Source organism: Chryseobacterium taeanense (assembly GCF_900099685.1).
Classification (GTDB): Bacteria; Bacteroidota; Bacteroidia; order Flavobacteriales; family Weeksellaceae; genus Chryseobacterium; species Chryseobacterium taeanense.
Genome location: NZ_FNDW01000004.1, coordinates 1 through 19,789 on the forward strand (window position 1 = coordinate 1; position 19,789 = coordinate 19,789).

17 protein-coding genes and 2 rRNA genes are annotated in these 19,789 nt (G+C 37.6%); 9 read left to right on the forward strand and 10 right to left on the reverse strand.

Annotated features, from left to right (window positions below; genetic code table 11):
* From BLR30_RS07105 to uvrC, 4 genes are all read left to right on the forward strand, one after another.
* Positions 1 to 93, forward strand: a 23S ribosomal RNA gene (locus tag BLR30_RS07105); the annotation flags it as partial.
* Between the two features lie 189 nt (positions 94 to 282).
* Positions 283 to 390 (forward strand): 5S ribosomal RNA (gene rrf / locus BLR30_RS07110).
* 38 nt (positions 391 to 428) lie between these two features.
* On the forward strand, positions 429 to 617 hold the full coding sequence (locus BLR30_RS07115) for a hypothetical protein (RefSeq protein ID WP_089856561.1): 189 nt from the start codon (positions 429 to 431) through the stop codon (positions 615 to 617).
* A gap of 182 nt (positions 618 to 799) precedes the next feature.
* Positions 800 to 2,593 (forward strand): excinuclease ABC subunit UvrC, encoded by a 1,794-nt coding sequence (gene uvrC / locus BLR30_RS07120; protein WP_089856563.1) that lies wholly within the window; start codon positions 800 to 802, stop codon positions 2,591 to 2,593.
* A gap of 41 nt (positions 2,594 to 2,634) precedes the next feature.
* On the opposite strand, the gene BLR30_RS07125 is transcribed toward uvrC, so the two are convergent.
* From BLR30_RS07125 to BLR30_RS07135, 3 genes are read right to left on the reverse strand one after another with little or no spacing between them, the layout of a single operon-like run.
* Positions 2,635 to 3,390, reverse strand: coding sequence for a hypothetical protein (locus BLR30_RS07125; RefSeq protein WP_089856564.1), 756 nt, complete (start codon positions 3,388 to 3,390; stop codon positions 2,635 to 2,637).
* A gap of 11 nt (positions 3,391 to 3,401) precedes the next feature.
* On the reverse strand, positions 3,402 to 4,484 hold the full coding sequence (locus BLR30_RS07130) for a putative type IX sorting system protein PorV2 (protein WP_089856566.1): 1,083 nt from the start codon (positions 4,482 to 4,484) through the stop codon (positions 3,402 to 3,404).
* A 12-nt stretch (positions 4,485 to 4,496) separates the two neighbouring features.
* The gene (locus BLR30_RS07135) at positions 4,497 to 5,375 is read right to left on the reverse strand and encodes a DMT family transporter (RefSeq protein WP_042723286.1); all 879 of its coding nucleotides are present in this window, start codon (positions 5,373 to 5,375) and stop codon (positions 4,497 to 4,499) included.
* 386 nt (positions 5,376 to 5,761) lie between these two features.
* Here BLR30_RS07135 and BLR30_RS07140 point away from each other — a divergent pair, with 386 nt between their 5' ends.
* The gene (locus tag BLR30_RS07140) at positions 5,762 to 7,390 is read left to right on the forward strand and encodes an acyl-CoA carboxylase subunit beta (RefSeq protein ID WP_089856568.1); all 1,629 of its coding nucleotides are present in this window, start codon (positions 5,762 to 5,764) and stop codon (positions 7,388 to 7,390) included.
* 279 nt (positions 7,391 to 7,669) lie between these two features.
* On the opposite strand, the gene BLR30_RS07145 is transcribed toward BLR30_RS07140, so the two are convergent.
* From BLR30_RS07145 to BLR30_RS07155, 3 genes are all read right to left on the reverse strand, one after another.
* Entirely contained in the window at positions 7,670 to 9,109 is a 1,440-nt protein-coding gene (locus BLR30_RS07145; protein ID WP_089856571.1) for a sigma 54-interacting transcriptional regulator, read from the reverse strand.
* Positions 9,110 to 9,169: 60 nt separating this feature from the next.
* Entirely contained in the window at positions 9,170 to 10,291 is a 1,122-nt protein-coding gene (locus BLR30_RS07150; RefSeq protein ID WP_089856575.1) for a vWA domain-containing protein, read from the reverse strand.
* A 185-nt stretch (positions 10,292 to 10,476) separates the two neighbouring features.
* Positions 10,477 to 11,238, reverse strand: a complete 762-nt coding sequence (locus BLR30_RS07155) for a hypothetical protein (protein WP_089857146.1) — start codon at positions 11,236 to 11,238, stop codon at positions 10,477 to 10,479.
* A 132-nt stretch (positions 11,239 to 11,370) separates the two neighbouring features.
* Between BLR30_RS07155 and hutH the strand changes: the two genes are divergently transcribed.
* The 3 genes from hutH (at position 11,371) to BLR30_RS07170 (ending at position 15,063) form a co-directional block, all read left to right on the forward strand.
* Entirely contained in the window at positions 11,371 to 12,858 is a 1,488-nt protein-coding gene (gene hutH, locus BLR30_RS07160) for a histidine ammonia-lyase (protein WP_089856577.1), read from the forward strand.
* 11 nt (positions 12,859 to 12,869) lie between these two features.
* Entirely contained in the window at positions 12,870 to 13,343 is a 474-nt protein-coding gene (locus BLR30_RS07165) for a DUF2059 domain-containing protein (RefSeq protein ID WP_089856580.1), read from the forward strand.
* A 223-nt stretch (positions 13,344 to 13,566) separates the two neighbouring features.
* The gene (locus tag BLR30_RS07170) at positions 13,567 to 15,063 is read left to right on the forward strand and encodes a S8 family peptidase (RefSeq protein ID WP_089856582.1); all 1,497 of its coding nucleotides are present in this window, start codon (positions 13,567 to 13,569) and stop codon (positions 15,061 to 15,063) included.
* Between the two features lie 35 nt (positions 15,064 to 15,098).
* Here the strand turns inward: BLR30_RS07170 and BLR30_RS07175 are convergent, their stop codons facing one another.
* The gene (locus BLR30_RS07175; RefSeq protein ID WP_139164603.1) at positions 15,099 to 16,265 is read right to left on the reverse strand and encodes a carboxypeptidase-like regulatory domain-containing protein; all 1,167 of its coding nucleotides are present in this window, start codon (positions 16,263 to 16,265) and stop codon (positions 15,099 to 15,101) included.
* 332 nt (positions 16,266 to 16,597) lie between these two features.
* Here BLR30_RS07175 and BLR30_RS07180 point away from each other — a divergent pair, with 332 nt between their 5' ends.
* On the forward strand, positions 16,598 to 16,876 hold the full coding sequence (locus tag BLR30_RS07180; protein WP_089857148.1) for a hypothetical protein: 279 nt from the start codon (positions 16,598 to 16,600) through the stop codon (positions 16,874 to 16,876).
* 66 nt (positions 16,877 to 16,942) lie between these two features.
* Here BLR30_RS07180 and ygiD read toward each other — a convergent pair whose 3' ends face one another.
* From ygiD to BLR30_RS07195, 3 genes are all read right to left on the reverse strand, one after another.
* On the reverse strand, positions 16,943 to 17,770 hold the full coding sequence (ygiD, locus tag BLR30_RS07185) for a 4,5-DOPA-extradiol-dioxygenase (protein ID WP_089856586.1): 828 nt from the start codon (positions 17,768 to 17,770) through the stop codon (positions 16,943 to 16,945).
* Positions 17,771 to 17,864: 94 nt separating this feature from the next.
* Positions 17,865 to 18,377 (reverse strand): YceI family protein, encoded by a 513-nt coding sequence (locus tag BLR30_RS07190; protein WP_089856589.1) that lies wholly within the window; start codon positions 18,375 to 18,377, stop codon positions 17,865 to 17,867.
* Between the two features lie 557 nt (positions 18,378 to 18,934).
* Complete coding sequence (locus BLR30_RS07195; RefSeq protein WP_089856591.1) at positions 18,935 to 19,669, reverse strand: DNA-binding domain-containing protein; 735 nt, start codon at positions 19,667 to 19,669, stop codon at positions 18,935 to 18,937.
* Between the last annotated feature and the right edge of the window lie 120 nt (positions 19,670 to 19,789).

Consider the following 19,789-nt stretch of genomic DNA (forward strand, 5'->3'; position numbering starts at 1 on the left):
GGGTCGTGGGAGATGACCACGTTGATAGGCTACAGGTGTAAAGGCAGTAATGTCATAGCCGAGTAGTACTAATTACCCGTAGATTTATAGCCTATTTGCTATAAGTGATAAATGATGATTGATTCTTATCAATTATCGATCATCACTCATCAATTATACCTCAGGCCTTATAAGTGCGACACTGGTTTTGCCTTTGTGATGAAATTTACCGATAAAAAGCAGTAAGCTTTACGCTGTAAGCCTTAAGCTTATAGCCTACTGCCTACAGCTATATACAGCCTTTAGGGTGGTTTTAGCGGTGGGGCTCACCTGTTCCCATTCCGAACACAGAAGTTAAGCCCACCAGCGCCGATGGTACTGCTAACGCGGGAGAGTAGGTCGCCGCCAGTTTTTTTAAAAACCTCATACAATTTGTGTGAGGTTTTTTTATGCATATACCCCAAAGAAAAGTAGTATTTTTAATACATACTAAAAGCCGTACTTTTGCCTACAGCGCGCCTACTGTTTATACTTCAGCCTATCCCCTAGCCTCGATAGTAGCGGTTACCCCACAGCAGGGAATGAAAGAAAGGCTTTCGCCCTGGAAAAGCCCTGGCGCGAGGAGTATGAGCGGATAGCGAGAGGAAGCTCCTGAAAAATTATAGATATACTGCTAATTAAAATGAATGAAGGTATAGTAAAATAATTATGACTAATGGATCTTTCTAATCTGATTTATAATCATTTTGTTTAAGGTAAATTCTAATATGTAATAATTTTATGACTTTTTTTATGGCTTTAAATTCCGTAATTTTGTTATATGAATCTTTCTTTAGAATTACAGTTGAAAACTTTACCATCCGAACCTGGCGTTTATCGTTATTATGATAAAAAAGATCAGCTGCTGTATGTGGGAAAAGCAAAAAATCTAAAGAAAAGAGTTCTTTCTTATTTTAATAAGAATCTTTCGGGATATAGAACCCGGATAATGGTCGGAAAAATCCACCGGCTGGAAACTACTATTGTTAACAGCGAGTATGATGCTCTTTTGCTGGAAAATAATCTGATCAAGGAACATCAGCCGTTCTATAATGTCATGCTTAAAGATGACAAAACATATCCATGGATTTGTATAAAAAATGAGGATTTTCCGAGAATATTTTTAACCAGGACTAAAATCAAGGATGGATCTGAATATTATGGACCTTATGCAAAAGTGCGCCCTGCGAAGATTTTACTTGATACGATCAAGCATATTTACAAACTAAGAACCTGTAACCTGAATCTGGCTCCGGTAAAAATTGAAGAAGGAAAATATAAGGTCTGTCTGGAATATCACATCAAAAACTGTGAAGGCCCTTGTGAAGCGTTAGAAAGCAAGGAAGATTATGACGAGAAGATTGATGCTATACGTGGAATTATCAAGGGAGATTTCCGGAAAGCAAAAGATTATCTGACTAATCAGATGATGAAGTATGCCACAAACCTGCAATTTGAAAATGCACAGATTGTAAAAGAAAGACTGGATGCGCTCGAAGATTATCAGTCAAAAAATACGGTGGTAAATCCAAGTATTGATGATGTCGATGTTTTCGGAATGACGAGCGATGAAAGCGCCGCTTATGTCAACTTTTTTAAGATCAGAAACGGAAATATTATTCAGAGCTTTACTACTGAGATTAAAAAAGTCCTTGAAGAAACAGATGAAGAAATCATGGAGGAGGCTTTAATTGAGATTCGTAGAAAGTTTGATTCTAATTCAAATGAAGTTTTATTACCTTTCCATTTGTCTGTAGAGATTCCGAATGTAAAACTTATCGTTCCCAAAGTGGGTGATAAAAAACGAATCGTTGAACTTTCTGAGAAGAATGCAAAAGAGTACCGTCTTGAAAAATTGAAGCAGGTACAGATTGTTGACCCGGAAAGACATACCAATCGTATTATGGCGGAAATGCAGAAATTGCTTAGAATGCCCGTGGAGCCGCGGCATATCGAAGGATTTGACAATTCTAATATTCAGGGAACAAATCCCGTTTCTGCGTGTGTTGTTTTCAAAGACGGAAAACCCAGTAAGGCTGATTACAGGATTTTTCATCCAAAAACTGTAGAAGGCGCAAATGATTTTGCCACGATGGAAGAAGTGATCTACCGACGGTACAAAAGAATGCTCGATGAGGGCGAAAATTTACCACAATTGATCTTGATAGATGGAGGCAAAGGACAACTTTCTTCAGCTGTAAAAAGTTTACGTTTGCTGGGATTATACGGGAAGATTACAATCGTGGGAATTGCCAAGAGGCTGGAAGAAATTTTCTTTCCTGAAGATTCTATTCCTTTATATCTTGATAAAAAATCTGAAACACTGAAAATTCTCCAAAGGGTTCGTGATGAAGCACATAGGTTTGGAGTAAAACATCACAGGACGAGAAGAAAAAATTCAACCATAAAATCTGAACTGGAAGAAATTCCCGGCGTGGGCGGAAAAACAATCGAACTGCTTTTATCTAAATTAAAATCTGTGAAAAGGATTAAAGAATCGAATCTGGAGATTTTGGAGGAAATAGTTGGAAAAAGTAAAGCGAAAGTTATCTATGGTTTTTTTCATGATGAATAAAAAAATGTTGGAAATATTTTTCCAACATTTTTTTATTTTGATTATTTCTTTACTAATATCTCTTTAGTGTATTCTCCGTTCGGCTGTGGGATTTCTATTACTATATTTCCGTTCTCATAATATCCCAAAGTAGATTCTCCGTTTTGTAGTTTCACTCTGAATACATCGCTTTTTGTTGTTGTTTTAAAAGTAGCGAATGGTGAAGATCTGTTTGAATTTATCAGGATGAACTGAGTATTATCAATCTGAACTTTCTGAAGATCGATTTTACCATTGCTAAATCGAACGGCAGAATTATCAACTGGTACTGAAGTTCTATTATTATCTAAAGGTTGTGCCGTAACCTCTGTCTCCTGAACATTTGCTTGAGCAATAACAGGTTGGGTTATCGGATTAGCCGGAGAAAGTGAAACGAATGTCTGTTTGAGAGCATCCTGATAACCTTCTTTAAAATCCTTGATACTAGAAGCGCCTTTCGTTGAAGATATAACTTTGTCATTACAGTCTTTGAACTGGAGCAATACTTTATTTCTCAAGAAACCACTGTCATTTAATACGTTAGCTATTAAAACGTTACACGGATTGGTTCTCGCTTCTGCTGGCCACTGTAATTTGTCGGAAGGAATTACAGTATAATTTTTACTTCTTAAAGTTTTTGTCAGCAAATCAGCTAATCCGAAATCTTCCTTAAAAGTCTCGAACTTCGCGGGAAGTGAAATATATTTATAATCTGAGACTTTTTGCCCAAAAGCTAAAACTGAACAGACTGTTAATATAACAAGTGTAATTTTTTTCATTTTAATTTAAATTAATCATTTCTAAATTGTCCCATATCCAGTTTCAGAGAGAAGAAATTTGAATAGAAATTTGATCCGCCGATTCCTGAATTGGTAATTGCGTAATCTAATGTAAGACCTCTATATTTGATGCCGATCCCTGCACTTGGCTGGAAGGAAACTTTTCTGCGAAGATCTTCAATATCTGTAATCGACTGGAATCTGTTGACACCCAGTCTCACAAAAATCATCTTCTGATAGCCTAATTCCGCTCCGGCATAAGGTGTTAAACTTGCAAAATCGGTAGAAACCAGAGCTGCTGTCTTAGCAAAATCTACGTTGATTCCGGCTTCAGGCAATACATATACGCTGCTATTAATCTCAAACAATTTACTCGCGCCTACATTTAATTTAGGCATTGTAAGCTCCATTTTATCCTTTGGTGCAGGGTTGAATTCTTCGCCGTTTACAATTGTTGAAAGCTCTTTCTGATTGACACTCCAGAAGTTCACGGTTGTTGTTGCATCTCTCAGCATACCTCCTAATTTCCAGCCGTTGTCCATTTTATAAATAGCACCGACATCAAAACCGAAACCATATCCATTAGCAAATTTCCCGACATTTCTGTAAACAATTTTGGCGTTTACGCCGACATCCAGTTTAGTATTTCCTCCTGGATTGAAAGCATAAGAAAGGATCGCTGCATAATCCGACTGTGAAAATTTTGTGATTTTATCGTAATCAATATTTCCTTCCGTATCGATTAATTGGGTAGTATTTAAAATATTATCAACGCCCAATCTCACCACAGATACTCCAAAAACACCAGTTTCTAATACTTTAGCGTAAGCCAGATAATCATACTTGGCGATGGATTCAAAATATTCTGCGTGCATTGCTGCGCCCTGCCAGTCTCTTTCGATGGCCATAAGGCCTGCCGGATTCCACATCGGGGAATAGACATCATCCTGGTTGGAAACTACGGCTCCTCCCATTGCTAAACCTCTTGCTCCCGCTCCGATGTTCAAAAATTCATTGGAATATTTCCTGATGATCTGAGATTGAGATATTCCGAAAATCAGGCAAAATACAAGTAAAAAATATTTTTTCATCATATAAATTGATGCTTAATTTAAAGTTTTTTGTTTCTTAGCTTTTATTAATCCGTTGGCAATGATTGCCAGTATCATAACTCCTGAAGCCACATAAAAAACAGGACTCATATGTTCTGATTCTCCAAAGATAAAAAAAGCTAGTATAATTCCGTAAACCGGTTCTAAATTAACTGTTAAAATTAGTGTAAAAGGCGAAATATATTTCATGAGATTCACCGATTCCAACATCGGAAAAGCTGTGAAAACACTTGCTAACAAGCATATTAACGCAATATCACGGTAACTTATTTCATTTAAGTGAAAAAATTGTCCTGTAAACATATAAATCACCATAATTATAAACCATCCGGAGAATATTTCATAAAAAATAATGTTTCCTGAACTGGTCTTTCCAAACATTTTACCATTGAAAACAGAAAAGATGGTTCCGAAAACGGCACAGAGAACACCATAGAAAATTCCTTCTTTATATTGAAACTCGGTTTTAAATATCAATAAAATACAGGCAACAATGACTATGCCCATAACTACTTCCGAAATATCAATCTTTCTTTTAAAAATCAAAGGTTCCAGAATTGAAGCAAATAATGTCGATAATGAAAGACAGCTCAGCGCAATCGAAACATTTGATATTTTAATGGAATGAAAGAAGCAATACCAATGTAGGGCCATGGAAAATCCAATTGCGGCTAACTGAAAAAATACCTTCTTTGAAACTTTAATACTGTCTTTTTTGAAAATACGGATGTACACAAAAAGACAGATCGCCGCAAATAACATTCGGTAAAAAACGAGAATCTCTGCGTTTGCATGAATCAGTTTTCCCAAAATTGCCGTAAATCCCCATAAAAACACAATCAAATGCAATCTGAAAAGAGCCAATTTATGCATATCCTATCTTCTTAAAATATTTTTGCAAATTTACAAATAGGTTTTACAAATCGGATAATAATTTTGTAGTAAAGCAATTGTTTTTTTGAGAAATTTTATTTGTCAGTGAATTATTTATTATATAAACAAAAACCCTGAAAATTTATTCAACTTTCAGGGCCTTCAAATAATAAACTATTAAAAAAATAAACTAGGAACTTAGAGTAAATATAAGATTTCACTCTCATTTACTCTATTGTAAAGTTAGCAAATTACGAACCATAAAAAATATTTATTTTGTTAAATATTTCATAAATTTCTGAAAACCAATTTATTAAACAAATGTTTATATCAATTTCCATTCCATTCAAAAATAGTATCTTTAAACGGAAAAAATTGAAATTTTTATGGACATTGAATTCAACAAAAGAGAAGATCAGAACAGATTAAAATTATCCGAAATCAATCGACTGTTTTCAGAAATCAAAAAAGGGGGTGGTGAAAAAAGACTTCAAAAACTTCGTGATGAAGGAAAAATGACGGCAAGGGAAAGAATTGAATATCTTCTTGACAAGGATTCAGATTCCATAGAAATCGGTGGCTTTGCAGGCTACGAAATGTATGAAGAACATGGTGGCTGCCCAAGCGGTGGTGTTATAGTGGTTATGGGATATGTTTCAGGAAGGCAGTGTATTGTTGTTGCCAATGACGCCTCCGTAAAAGCAGGTGCGTGGTTTCCGATTACCGGAAAGAAAAATCTCAGAGCGCAGGAAATTGCCATGGAAAACAGGCTTCCGATTATATATCTTGTAGATTCTGCAGGTGTTTATTTACCAATGCAGGATGAAATTTTTCCAGACAAAGAGATGTTCGGGAGAATTTTCAGAAATAATGCTAAAATGAGTGCCGCAGGAATTATTCAGATTTCTGCTGTGATGGGAAGTTGTGTTGCCGGAGGAGCTTATCTTCCGATCATGAGCGATGAAGCAATGATCGTTGAAGGGACGGGGTCTATTTTTCTCGCAGGAAGTTATCTTGTGAAAGCTGCTATTGGAGAAACTATTGATAACGAAACGCTGGGCGGAGCAACCACCCACTGTTCGATTTCCGGGGTAACGGATTATAAAGCTAAGGATGATAAAGATGCGTTAAACAGGATCAAAAACATTATGAAGTCGCTTGGAAGTACTGAAAAAGCGGGCTTCGACAGAATAGAAAGTACCCAACCTAAAGAAAAACCTGAGAATATTTTTGGAATCATGCCGGTTTCCAGGACAGAACAGTATGATACGTATGATATCATCAAATGTCTGGTTGATAATTCTGAATATGAAGAATATAAGCCTGATTATGGAAAAAGTATTATCTGTGCTACCGCAAGAATCGACGGCTGGTCTATCGGAATTGTTGCCAACCAAAGAAAACTGGTAAAAAACGGGAAAGGTGAAATGCAGTTTGGAGGGGTAATTTATTCTGATTCTGCGGATAAAGCGACAAGATTTATTGCCAACTGTAATCAGAGAAAAATTCCTTTGGTTTTCTTGCAGGATGTTACCGGTTTTATGGTGGGTTCAAAATCTGAACATGGCGGAATCATTAAAGACGGGGCAAAAATGGTGAATGCCGTTTCCAACTCTGTGGTTCCAAAATTCACAATCATTACCGGAAATTCCTACGGTGCTGGAAATTATGCGATGTGCGGAAAGGCTTATGATCCACGTCTGATTGTTTCGTGGCCATGGGCGGATCTTGCGGTAATGGGGGGTGCGCAGGCGGCAAAAGTACTTGCCCAGATTCAGGAATCCACATTAAAGAAACAAGGAAAAGAAATTTCCGAGGAAGAACACAATCAAATTTTAAATACGATTACAAAAAAATACCAAAAGCAAACGGAAGCGACTTATGCGGCTGCAAGACTTTGGACAGATGCCATCATTAATCCGGTAGATACCAGAAAATGGATTTCTATGGGAATTGAAGCTGCAAATCATTCTCCTATTACTGAGAAATTTAATTTGGGAGTTATTCAGGTTTGATGAGGAATCGGTTATAGCTAATAAAAAAGATGTGGAGTTGGTTTCCACATCTTTTTTTATGTTTTGAATTTTACTTTGAAAATTACTCTTTATTTTACTATTGTTATAATGGTCTAAATTTACTAAATTCTTTGAATATTAAATTAATGACTAAAACCCTAGCCCTGATTGCAGCAATTGTTTGAGCTATTTTCGGTTTTTTGGTTCCGGCGGCGAAGCCGCCGGAACCAAAAAACCGAAAATAGCGAGTGCGGAAAGCAGGAAAAGCTTCAAATAAAATTACGAGAAGAAAATTCCTGTCCTGAACCTTTCTTTATTCAATTTTTTGTTCACGGCAAGTCCCCAAAGGATAAATTCTTTCAAAAACAACATATCTTCCGGCTTTGTATCCGGCTGGTATTTTCCTATCAATTCATCGAGTGAATTGATTTTATTTAAACTTCTAGCATACATTTCATCTGTAGATTCATCAGTAATTTCCAGGAAGCCGTCATCCTCTAAAAACCAGTCAGTAATCTTGCTAAACGGACCATCCACATTCTTTTTTTCAAGTTTTTCAACTTTCGGAAAATGAACAGTAAATAAAGTTCTGATTGCATTATCAATTAAAAGCTGGGCAACAGTTTCTGCGCCTTCCTGTTCACCTTCATAGACTAGTTCAACCTTTCCGGTAATCGCAGGAATAACTCCGGCAAAATCACTTAATCGGACAGAAGTTTTTTCATCACCCGTTAACAGCGATCTGCGTTCTGCGGTACTCAGTAAATTTTCGAAAGCAGTAATGCTCATACGCGCGCTCACCCCGCTTTTAGAATCTACATACTCACTTTCACGGGCTTCAAAACCGATCTGCTCGAGAAGGTCTTTTGCCAGTGCAGGAACATATACTCCGTTTTTCTGACGGCTATCTAAACTGGATTCATAATTGGTAATTTCTTTTGCAATATGAATATTTTCAGGATAGTGGGTTAAAATTTGTGATCCGATTCTATCTTTTAAAGGAGTTACAATACTTCCTCTATTGGTATAATCTTCTGGATTTGCAGTGAATACAAACTGAATATCCAACGGCATTCTCACTTTGAATCCACGAATCTGAACATCTCCTTCCTGTAAAATATTAAACAAAGAAACCTGAATCCTCGCCTGAAGATCCGGTAATTCATTAATTACAAAAATACTACGATTTGCACGCGGAATCATTCCGAAATGAATCACACGGTCGTCTGCATACGAAAGTTTCAGATTGGCAGCTTTAATAGGATCAACGTCTCCGATGAGATCGGCAACCGTCACATCCGGAGTCGCCAGTTTTTCAAAAAATCGTTCATCACGGTGAAGCCAATCTATCGGCGTATTGTCACCTTCTGCTTCAATGAGTTCTTTTGCATAACGTGAAATGGGATTAAGAGGATCATCATTAATTTCACTTCCTCCCACAAACGGAATCCACTCATCCAGCAAATTTGTCATCATTCTTGCCAATCGGGTTTTTGCCTGTCCTCTCAAGCCGAGTAAATTGATATTGTGACGGCTGAGAATAGCATGTTCCAGCTGTGGAATTACCGTATTTTCATATCCGAAAATTCCCTCAAATACCGATTCTTTATTTTTTATTTTAGTTTTTAAATTATCTCTCAGTTCGTCTTTAATGCTTTTGGTTTTGTATCCTGATGCTTTCAGCGAACCTAATGTTTTTATATCTGGCTTTGCAGTCATTGTAATTAATATGATTTATAATAGTTGATTAATGTTTAAAAAAAATCAATGATGAAATAGCTAACGTATTTTTTTCTTACGGTTGGATTCATAATCTTCAAAAATCATCTGTCCTAAACCGTTAAGTCCTGTATAAAATGCTTTTCCTTGATTGGTTTCTGTAAATTCACTTACAAAATGCTGTAAATAAGGATCCTGAGCAATCATAAAAGTAGTGATTGGAATATGAAGCCTCCGCGCCTGAGCAGCCATATTGTAGCATTTCTGCACCACATATTCATCCAGTCCATAGGAATTCATATAGTAAGTGCCGTCAGGCTCGCGCACACAACTTGGTTTTCCGTCGGTAATCATAAAGATCTGCTTATTGGTATTCCGTTTTCTGCGCAAAATATCCATAGCCAGCTGAAGTCCGGCCACTGTATTGGTATGATAAGGTCCTACCTGCAAATAAGGAAGTTCTTTGATTTTCACCGGCCATGCATCATCTCCGAAAACAATAATGTCTAAAGTGTCTTTCGGATAACGCGTTGTAATGAGTTCTGCGAGCGCCATCGCCACTTTTTTGGCAGGAGTGATCCGGTCTTCACCATACAGAATCATGCTGTGGCTGATGTCGATCATCAGCACAGTACTCATCTGAGACTGATGAATGCTGTCTTCCACGATCAGATCATTTTCCGTAAGATGAAAATCTCCAATTCCGTTATTGATCTGTGCATTTTTTAAACTTTCAGTAATGGAAATCTTCTCTACAGGATCTCCGAAATTATAATTACGGAATTCTCCGGTGGTATCTTCTCCTGTTCCGCTTTTTTTGGTTTTATGATTTCCGTTCCCACTTTTCCCAAGATTGCCGAAAATTTGGTTGAGAGCCTGTTTGCGGATATTCTGCTCCATTTTCGAACTTAGCTTTATGCCATTTCCGTTGCCATTGGGATCAACTTCTTCACGGATGTATCCCTTCTTTTTAAGATCTTCAATAAAATCATCGATAGTATAATCCGGTGTTGTAAGCTGATATTCTTCATCCAGCATTCGGAGCCAGTCGATCGCTTCATCAAAATCTCCAGAGGTATGAGTCAGCAGATCTGTAAAAATCTCTAGCAATCGGTCAAAAACGGATATTTCCGGCGTTTTGTATGTTTCAAATCTGAAACCTCTCACAATATGCTCTTTCATATCATAAAGTTACGATATAAATTTGCGAATGGTTAAGAGATTTCATCTATTTTAGTTTTTAAGATTAAAAATGACTTAGGAAATAATAGTCAAGTCTATTATTTAATTTTAACCTAATTGTTTTTCATACAAAAGGCTGCCTGTAGATCGGGCAGCCTTTCATTGTGTAATTTTTTCTTACGGTTTTATCCGTTGCTGATTTCAGTGTACTCATTTACCAGAAAGCTGAAATAATCCCACTCCACTGATTTTTTAGGATATTTTTTCATGAATTCTGCATTGTCACCGAAAAGGAAATCATAATTGTCTTCAAAATCATCTTTGTGAAGCCATAGTACTTTATCTCCTTTCTTTACATAGTAAGATTTTATCACACCACCTCCTAAGCTGGGAGAACCCATTACGGAAAATCCTGTCGTTTCCTTGGCTCTCGGATCATGATAAACAGAAATAATATCATCAAATCCAGGATTGATTACCTGCATTAAGAATTCTTTATCGTCTTTTTTATTTTTCAACGAAACGGTTTGATTTACAAAGTAAATTCTGTCGTTGTTGGTTGTTTTGGTTAATTTTTTTGTGCTGTAATTTCTGATGTTACCCATATATTTGGCCACTTTTGCTATTTTCTCGGCATTACTTGGGTAAATGTACATTTCAGCGATCTGGTCTGCTTCAAAAGTCTGGCTTTTTTTCGTAATGCTGTCTTTAAGGGAAACTTCAAAGATCTGTCCTTTTTTGGTATCTGTTTTACTGCAAAAACCTTTGTGAACGCTTCCGTCTTTCAGAATAACGGTAGATGTCTTTTTAGGAGATGGCGTATTGAACCCTTCGTTGAAAAGGTATTGTTCCATCTTTTTGATTTCTTCTTTAGAATATTTTACTTTCTGCGCGAAAGAGGCAGTACTTGCTAAAACCAATGCAAGCATGAAAGTTTTAAGTTTCATAAGGATATTAATTTTTTTATTTCGGCGGTAAAAATAGGAAATTAATCTGCTTGTTTTCAGAAAATTTTCATCACGGAAAATTAGTTTTCGCAATTATCGCCAAATGTGTAATTTTAGGACAAAATTTAGAGAATGATATACGGTGTAGATGTTTTGAGTTTCCATGATGTTCTGGAGATATGTAAAACTCCCAATAAAGCTAAACTTAATAAAGCAGCCAAAGAACAGATTTTAAAATCTCAGAAGAATGTTCAGAAAATTGTAGAGTCAGATCGTTGTGTTTATGGGATCAACACAGGATTTGGACCTCTTTGCGATACAAAAATTTCTGCGGATGAAACTGCACTTTTGCAGTATAACCTGATTATTTCCCATGCGGTAGGCGTTGGAAAACCAATTGATAAAGAATTTTCTAAGATCATGATGATCGCCAAGGTTCATGCGCTGTCGAAAGGTTTTTCGGGAGTTTCTCTGGAAGTGATCGAAAGAATGATCCTGATGCTGGAAAAAGATATCATTCCTGTTGTTCCTGAACAGGGATCTGTAGGAGCTTCCGGTGATCTGGCACCGCTGGCCCATTTGGTATTGCCACTTTTAGGATTAGGAAAAGTATGGGTTGGAAATGAAATTTTCCCTACGGCTGAAATACTGGATAAAAACGATCTTTTACCATTGTCATTGGGGCCTAAAGAAGGACTTGGACTGATTAATGGGACACAGTTCATCCTTGCTCATGCTATCAAAGGCCTTGAGAAATTTGAATATTTACTTGATCTTGCAGATATGACTGCAGCGATGAGCCTTGAAGCGTACAGGGGTTCTGCAAGTCCGTTTAAAAAAGAACTTCACGAAATCAGACCTTTTGAAGGCAGTAAAAAAGTAGCAGCAAGAATGCTGAAATTTTTAAAAGGTTCAGAAAACCTGCAGGCTCACGAAGATTGCGAAAGGGTTCAGGATCCGTATTCGATGCGATGTGTTCCTCAGGTTCACGGGGCAAGCCGAAACGCATTTGAACATCTTAAAATGATGGCCGAAACAGAATTGAATTCCGTGACAGACAACCCGATTGTATTAAGCGCCGAAGAATCTATTTCAGGAGGAAACTTCCATGGACAGCTGATGGCTTTACCGTTGGATTATGCAACTGTGGCTGCGGCTGAGCTGGGCAATATTTCAGACAGAAGAAGCTATTTATTATTAGAAGGAAAGTATGGATTACCAAGATTATTAACCGAAAGTTCAGGACTGAATTCAGGATTTATGATTCCACAATATACTTCAGCAGCTTTGGTTACTGAGAATAAAACATTATGTTTCCCGGCTTCGGCAGATTCGATCCCGACCAGTCTTGGACAGGAAGATCATGTTTCCATGGGAAGTATCTCGGGGCGTAAGTTTAATCAGGTGCTCGGAAATCTGGTAAATATTTTAGCGGTAGAATTGATGTTTGCAGCGCAGGGATTAGAATTCAGAAGACCTGCAAAATGTTCTAAAATTATTGAAGAAAATTATGCAATTCTTCGCTCTAAAGTAGCCAAGCTTGAAGACGACCGACTGATCGGTGAAGATATGCTTGCCATCGCAGAGTTGATTAACGAAAGAAAATTTGTAGTGAATTAATTACTTATTACATGAAGAAAGTTATTCTGTCTCTGATGGTTTTGTTGGGTGTATTTTCCTTTTCTCAAACAAAACAGACTAAAATAAAAGAATTGATTTCGTTGAATGGATCATTCCCTGTTTCTAAGGAAGTTGAAAAACAATTGATCCTGGGTTACAAGAAAAAATACAGTAATGTTCCTGAATCTGCTTGGCCCCCTATTGAAAAAAAAGTTAATGTTGATGATCTTATTGATAAAGTAGCGGATATTTACGGAAGCAGATTTAATGAAAAGGAAATTGATCAGTTACTTATTTTTTATAAATCAGATTTGGGTAAGAAAGTTATTCAGAATTCTCCCTATCTGATAAGTGAAATTCAAACTGCTAGTAGTGATTGGGGAATGAACGTTACAAAAATGATCAATAACGATCTGGAAAAGATGGGTTATCTTCAATCACCTCCTCCCACTAAGTCGGAAGGGCCGCCACCTCCAATGAAATGAAAATGACATCAGGCTTCCATTAACTGGAAGCCTTTTTAATTCAATAAATAAAAAGATTTCATACAATCATAAAAACTTCCAACATCCGGCATCCCGCTTCCAGCCTTTTAATTGGCATCATTGTTATTCAAAGCATAACAGAATTAAAGATTATTTAAATTTCAAAGTTCTGTAATTCAATGTAAAGTGATATCTTGGTTTTACCAATCAAATATTATTTAACATGAAGAAAAATGTATTTTACTTATTCATGCTGTTCTTTATTTTTACGGCATGTAACAGAGACGATCTGCAGAATTCGGTGGCAAATATTGAAGTTGCCCAAAAAGATCCTTTATCAGCAAGGCAGATCAATGAGAAAATAAATGAAACCATTAAAACGAAAGGAAGGTTTTCCTGGAAGGAATCATCCGATCATTTTGTATGGAGCGCTATTTTTCAGGGAAATAAAATTGCTTCTATCGGTTTTGGTTCTTCTTTTGACAGAAGCTTAACCCCAGACAGCAAAGCAATCGAAGCGGAAATCCTGAAAGTGATTGAACAGTACGAAGGGAAAAGCGACAGAATTCTCCTTTCATCCGATCAATATCTCAACCAGATGGATGTTGCGATCGAAAAGCAGGAAACCGTAATTGCTTTACGCAAAATGAAAAATATCCGTTACCTGGAACCTGCAGATTATCGTTATTTTGAAAATGAAAAACAATTCGGTGCGACGGCTAAATCAAGCAGTTCGTCATCAGGCTGCGGATTTGAATCTACTGCTTTAAGTACAGCAGACTATACAACAGTTTCTCCCAATGCCAAAGCGCCGTGGTCATTTACAAAACACAATATCATTAACGCCTGGAGCTACAGCACCGGTGCAGGAGTTACTATTGGAGTCATCGACAGCGGAGTTTCTCCGGAGCAGTCTTTATTGGGATCATCTTTCAACAACGGACTTTCTTCAGGCAGAAGTATCAGTAAAAATGGGGTGTACGTAGACTCCGTGTGGCCGTGGAGTACAGGATATGACGGCTCGGCAGATAAATGCGGTCACGGTACCAGCATGGCTTCCGCAATGGCAGCGCCAAGAAATAATATGGGGCAGCCGGTCGGGGTTGCTTATAATGCCAATCTTGTAACTTACAGAGCAGCGTCAAACGTAGTGCTGGACGGTTATCACGAACAAAACGGAGTGAAGATTGCCTTTACGGAATTAGGGAACAACAGTAATGTAAAGATCATTTCCATGTCAATGGGACATATTTTCTCGGTCGGAAAAATTGAAGACGGTGTAAAATATGCGTATTCAAAAGGTAAACTGATATTTTGTGCAGGCGGAACTTCTACCAGCTTTACGAATTTCGTAGGGGTGATCTTCCCGGCATGGATGCCAGAAACACAGGCAATTACCGGCGTTAAGGAAAACACTTCGAATCAGAAATGTGATGTTTGCCATTCCGGTGCTGAAATTGACTTTACGTACCAGATGGAAAGGGCTTCTGGAAACAGCATTCCGGTATTAAGTTATTACAACGGACAAACGGATTATGTCGGTGGTTCTTCTGTTGCTACTGCATCCACTGCGGGAATAGCAGCGTTGGTATGGGCTAAAAATCCTTCTTGGACAAGAACTCAGGTTATCAATAAAATGAGGCAATCGGCAACCTATTATCCGACTCCGAATTCTGATTACGGATACGGTAATATTAATGTGCTACAGGCAGTGCAATAATTATTAATAAGATGTAAAGACGGTAATAGTATGATTTAATCTCCCAGCTGATAATCCAAAGGAAGCATATTTTCAATCTTATTTTTTGTAAATTCTCCTTCGGTTATCAATAGATCCGGAGTTGTAATATTACCGTCTTTTGATACTTCAAAAGTTTCCCCTTCAGGATGAAGAAATGAAGTCTTAACCACAGGGATTTTACTTTTAATAAATTCTTTTCCCTTAAGCTCATAATCGTATTTCTTATAATTGACCTGCAATATATCTTTAAACGAAAAAAGAACTTCACCATTATTTCTTTTTACGTAATCAGAATCAGGAATCAGTGTTTTCACAATCGCAAGAGAATACTCACTTTCATTCCTTTTTCTTGCGGCAATATCGCGGATGTTGTCAGGGAAATTGGTCACTGTATTTTTTACCATTGCCATATAATCTTTCAGCGTATTCAGTTCTTCTTCCGATGGATACTTTGGATTAGGAACTTGTATGACATGATTTACGACAAATTGATCAGAAGCAACTGTATTATTGTAAACACTTCTGAAAAAGTGAAGCAGGCTCCCATCATAGGCATTCATTCTGTTAAGTCTCGTCTTATTATTATTTTTTGTTTCTTTAAAAAGGCTCGTTCCTGAACAGTTGACAATTTTAGTATTAAAATCCGAAGAGAAATTCACAAGGTTATATTCTATCTCATAACCCAGATTTTTATTTTCAATGATTAATGTTTTGGGCGCTTTTACTTTCAGGATCTTGTTTTTTTTGTCAAAAGAAAACTTCAGAGAGCGCTGGTTTTTAATTTTTATATTTTGCTTATCATAGCCGATGAATTGATCCAGGAAATAATTGATATAATTTTTGTAAGCCTCCTCTGTATATGGCACAATGGTTACCTCTTCAATATCATTGCTTTTCAGAAGTACGACCTTCAGGGTTTTATTTATAACCTCAGAAACCGGAGTTGCGAAAGTTTCATAATTTTCTTTTCTGAAAATAATATTTCCTAAATTATTACCGGAGACATTTAACATAAAACTTCCGTCTTCGTGGGAAACCGTTCCCGTTTTTGTTCCGTCGATGTAGATATTCACGTTGCCGATTTTCATTCCGGCATCATTCACAACAGTTCCTTTAATCATTTGGGCAAATGAAAAACACACAGGAAGCAATAGTAAGAGTAATACGATTGATTTTTTCATGGTAAACAATATTACTAATTTTTTAGTGATAAAAAAAGTTACTGATATGTAAAGAGTGGAGTAGATTCACACTCAAAGTAAGTAGAACAGTCACATTGATTTAAGTAATTATACGTATTCTAAAAAATGAGTGAATCTACTCTATAAAATCTCTATGATCTGAAGTAGCTTTGTCATGTGATCACAAACAAACATTATTGTTCATGACAGTATTTAAGTGTCGAGATCAACAATGTAAAAAAAACTATAACTATGGAGACCAGAAACCATTTCAAACGGGGCGTATCCCGAAAGGCCATAAGAGTAGGGGAAACAAATTAAAAATATTAATTATGTCAACAACAGCACAAAAACCAGCACTAGTAGGAGGTTGGACAGCATTTCATCCATTAACTCCGGAAGATTGGAAAGTATTCGAAGAAGCAATGCACGGCTTCGTAGGAGTGAAATATACTCCTCTTGAAGTATCAACACAAGTAGTAAACGGAATGAATTACCGTTACAAATGTGATGCTTCTATGCCGCCTTCAGATGTAATTTGGCAGGCAATTGTGGAAATCTATCAGCCAACTGATGGTAAGCCACACGTTGTTGCTATTACAAGAATCTAAACAAAGCTCACGCATATCTTTACATCGGAGGATTTCTATCTTCCGATTTTTTTGTGTAAAATTATTTTATCCTATTCTTACACTGGTCATGCTCAGTGAACCACCGATCAATTCATCATTAAATAAAGATAATTCTTCCGGCTTATCTTTTAGACCCAGGGTATAAATAAGCGGTAAATAATGATCTGGACTTGGCACAGCATATTGCAACGCAATTCCCTGATCTTGGTACTGAATAATATTGCTGAAATTACCATCCAGTAACCAGTTGTTGGTTTTCTCGCGGGCTTCTACTGCCCAGTCCCAACCGGCTCCGACGGTATTGATATTCCTCCAGTCGATAAGTCTCAGGTTGTGAACAATATTTCCGCTGCCAATAATCAGAATTCCTTTTTCTCTGAGTGTATTGAGCTTTTTAGCCAGCTCAAAATGATATTGGGCAGGCTTTGTATAATCTATACTCATCTGGATCACCGGGATATCAGCATTCGGATACATATGCTTAATTACCGACCATGCACCATGATCCAGCCCCCAGCTATGATCTTCCTCTACCTGAACGGGAGTGAGTAGATCTGCCGTTTCTTTTGCCAGTTCCGGAGATCCGGGAGCAGGATATTGTACATCAAACAAAGCTTGTGGAAAACCTCCGAAATCATGAATCGTTCTCGGCATTTTCATGGCAGTTACTTTCGTTCCCTGCGTAAACCAATGGGCAGAAATACAAAGTATGGCGTTAGGTTTTGGAATTTCAGATGCCGCTTTACGGAATCCCTGTACAAACTGGTTTTCCTCAATAGCATTCATGGGTGATCCGTGTCCCAGAAATAAGACAGGCATTTTTTCAGTATTGCTGAAAAGATCACTTATGTTCTGTAGATCGTTGAGGTTCATTTTTTGTCTCTTCATTAAAAAGGTTCAAGGCTTTTGATCCCTGAACCTTTTATGTTAATTTGTATTTGTCGAATTAAAAGCTCCGTTGAATACATTAAGCTTGTTTTACAAACTGTAGTTCTCCGGCGATTTTTACTTCCTCGCTTACCATCACACCACCCGCTTCAAGAGCAGCATTCCAGTTCAGTCCGAAATCTTTTCTGTTGATTTTTCCTTCAAAAGAAAAACCAGCTTTTGTATTTCCCCATGGGTCAACGTTGATCCCGTTGAAATCTACATCCAGTGTTACCGGCTTGGTAATTCCGTTGATGGTAAGATTTCCGGTTACTTCGTTATTTAATGCAGAAGATTCAAAAGTGATCGTTGGGTTAGCTTCAGCGTTGAAGAATTCAGCAGACTTCAGGTGATTATCTCTGTCTGTATTATATGTAGAGATAGAATCTGTCTTGATGGTAGCGGTAGTTTTTGCATTAGCAAAAGTATCGTCTTCAGCATCGATCTCTGCGGTAAAATCAGTAAAGTTTCCTTTAATGTTAGAAATCATCATGTGTTTTACTTTAAAAGTAAGTTCACTGTGCGCTGGGTCTAATGTCCATTTTGTTGCCATTGTATTAATATTTTTTGTTGTTAATTATAGTGCAAATTTATATCAGAGCTGAATGCAAATCATTGACGTAGGATAAGAAATGATTTACATGCCATTTTTACATTCATTTGTTGTTCCGGCAATTAAGAACTTAAAGTAATTCCTTCACCGGCTAACTATAAGGAGCTTTTTCGCGCTATCCACTATATCTTTTTTCTCCCTGCCACTTTCCAGCTGCAACAAAAAAAGGATGCCGTTCCTATCGCGGCTAGGGTGGAGGGTTGCGGTTCAATATTTGCCGTCACATGAATATCTTAGCAAATATTTGACCATAAAAGCCTGGCAGAACCTGTTGCTCACTTTCTTATCAAAAAGATCATCAGGGAAGTTACAACCACATAAAAAAGACTGCCCTTTCAGGCAGCCTCTTGTTTAGGTAAATCGTTAAACCCTAAACTATGAATATTCATACCGTACGGTCAACACACCCACACTCGGGCGGTCAAGACACCCTTGACCGAGCGGTCAACGGACCCTTGATCGGGCGGTCAACATGGTGTTGACAAATACGCCTGTTCTTACATTACAGTAAGTACTTTATCAAGGGTAGCTGTTCGCGGCTCTTTCAAAAGAGCGCCCTGTGTGAACTGTGTCACTATTTCCAGATTGTAGGTGCCTGCTGCCAATGCAGGAATTACTATCATAACCTCCGAAGGATTATTGGTGACGATATCGGAAGAATCTACTTTGGTTCTTGTCTGTGTTGTGGCATCTACAAAATAGATTCCCACCGAAGCATCATCTCCGGCTACTTTGATCTTACTGCCTACAATCCTCAGGTTTCTGCCCGGCGTGAGAAGATCATTAACAGAACCACTCTTCATATCTGTTACCTGCAAGATTACCGACGAAGCTTCTGCCACGCCAAGAATCTCTACTTCAATGTTTGAAATCTCAGCCCGTAGTTTTTCTCCCTGGTTAAACTGAAAAATAATGCTGTGCTTGTCTTTGTTAAAGGTCTCCGAAGGGCTGTCAAATACCCCACGAATAGTAGTGCTTGCGGTAAAATACCCGGTATTGACCGAAAAGCCATCGCAAAGCTGGTACGCCATTTCTTTAAGGAATAGCTCTGTAGCATGTTCCATTGCCGACGCAGAAACATCTGCACCACCACGGCTGGCTGCTGCTTCACAGATCTGCTTTACAGAAAGGGAGCGCTCGCTTGCCGTACGGGCAATGAAATCATTGGGGTTGTCTTTGGTTAAAGTGTTATCGTAGAGATACGCTTTGATTTTGTGGAGAATTACTGTCATTGTTGTTGATTTTAAATGGTTGTTAAACTTGTTATTAAATCCTCATGGGTTTCTAAAACCTATGAGGATTAGTAATTAATGTAGATGTGCCGTATTGCTGGCGAGACGCTCGCATCAGCA

Bases quoted from the DNA above. Each gene is read 5' to 3' on its own strand.
- BLR30_RS07125 (WP_089856564.1), bottom strand. From the start codon at position 3,390: ATGAAAAAAATTACACTTGTTATATTAACAGTCTGTTCAGTTTTAGCT.
- uvrC (WP_089856563.1), top strand. From the start codon at position 800: ATGAATCTTTCTTTAGAATTACAGTTGAAAACTTTACCATCCGAACCT.
- BLR30_RS07150 (WP_089856575.1), bottom strand. From the start codon at position 10,291: ATGAAAGAGCATATTGTGAGAGGTTTCAGATTTGAAACATACAAAACG.
- BLR30_RS07180 (WP_089857148.1), top strand. From the start codon at position 16,598: ATGTCAACAACAGCACAAAAACCAGCACTAGTAGGAGGTTGGACAGCA.
- BLR30_RS07170 (WP_089856582.1), top strand. From the start codon at position 13,567: ATGAAGAAAAATGTATTTTACTTATTCATGCTGTTCTTTATTTTTACG.
- BLR30_RS07140 (WP_089856568.1), top strand. From the start codon at position 5,762: ATGGACATTGAATTCAACAAAAGAGAAGATCAGAACAGATTAAAATTA.
- BLR30_RS07145 (WP_089856571.1), bottom strand. From the start codon at position 9,109: ATGACTGCAAAGCCAGATATAAAAACATTAGGTTCGCTGAAAGCATCA.
- BLR30_RS07155 (WP_089857146.1), bottom strand. From the start codon at position 11,238: ATGAAACTTAAAACTTTCATGCTTGCATTGGTTTTAGCAAGTACTGCC.
- BLR30_RS07115 (WP_089856561.1), top strand. From the start codon at position 429: ATGCATATACCCCAAAGAAAAGTAGTATTTTTAATACATACTAAAAGC.
- BLR30_RS07130 (WP_089856566.1), bottom strand. From the start codon at position 4,484: ATGATGAAAAAATATTTTTTACTTGTATTTTGCCTGATTTTCGGAATA.
- BLR30_RS07175 (WP_139164603.1), bottom strand. From the start codon at position 16,265: ATGAAAAAATCAATCGTATTACTCTTACTATTGCTTCCTGTGTGTTTT.
- ygiD (WP_089856586.1), bottom strand. From the start codon at position 17,770: ATGAACCTCAACGATCTACAGAACATAAGTGATCTTTTCAGCAATACT.
- BLR30_RS07190 (WP_089856589.1), bottom strand. From the start codon at position 18,377: ATGGCAACAAAATGGACATTAGACCCAGCGCACAGTGAACTTACTTTT.
- BLR30_RS07195 (WP_089856591.1), bottom strand. From the start codon at position 19,669: ATGACAGTAATTCTCCACAAAATCAAAGCGTATCTCTACGATAACACT.
- BLR30_RS07135 (WP_042723286.1), bottom strand. From the start codon at position 5,375: ATGCATAAATTGGCTCTTTTCAGATTGCATTTGATTGTGTTTTTATGG.
- hutH (WP_089856577.1), top strand. From the start codon at position 11,371: ATGATATACGGTGTAGATGTTTTGAGTTTCCATGATGTTCTGGAGATA.
- BLR30_RS07165 (WP_089856580.1), top strand. From the start codon at position 12,870: ATGAAGAAAGTTATTCTGTCTCTGATGGTTTTGTTGGGTGTATTTTCC.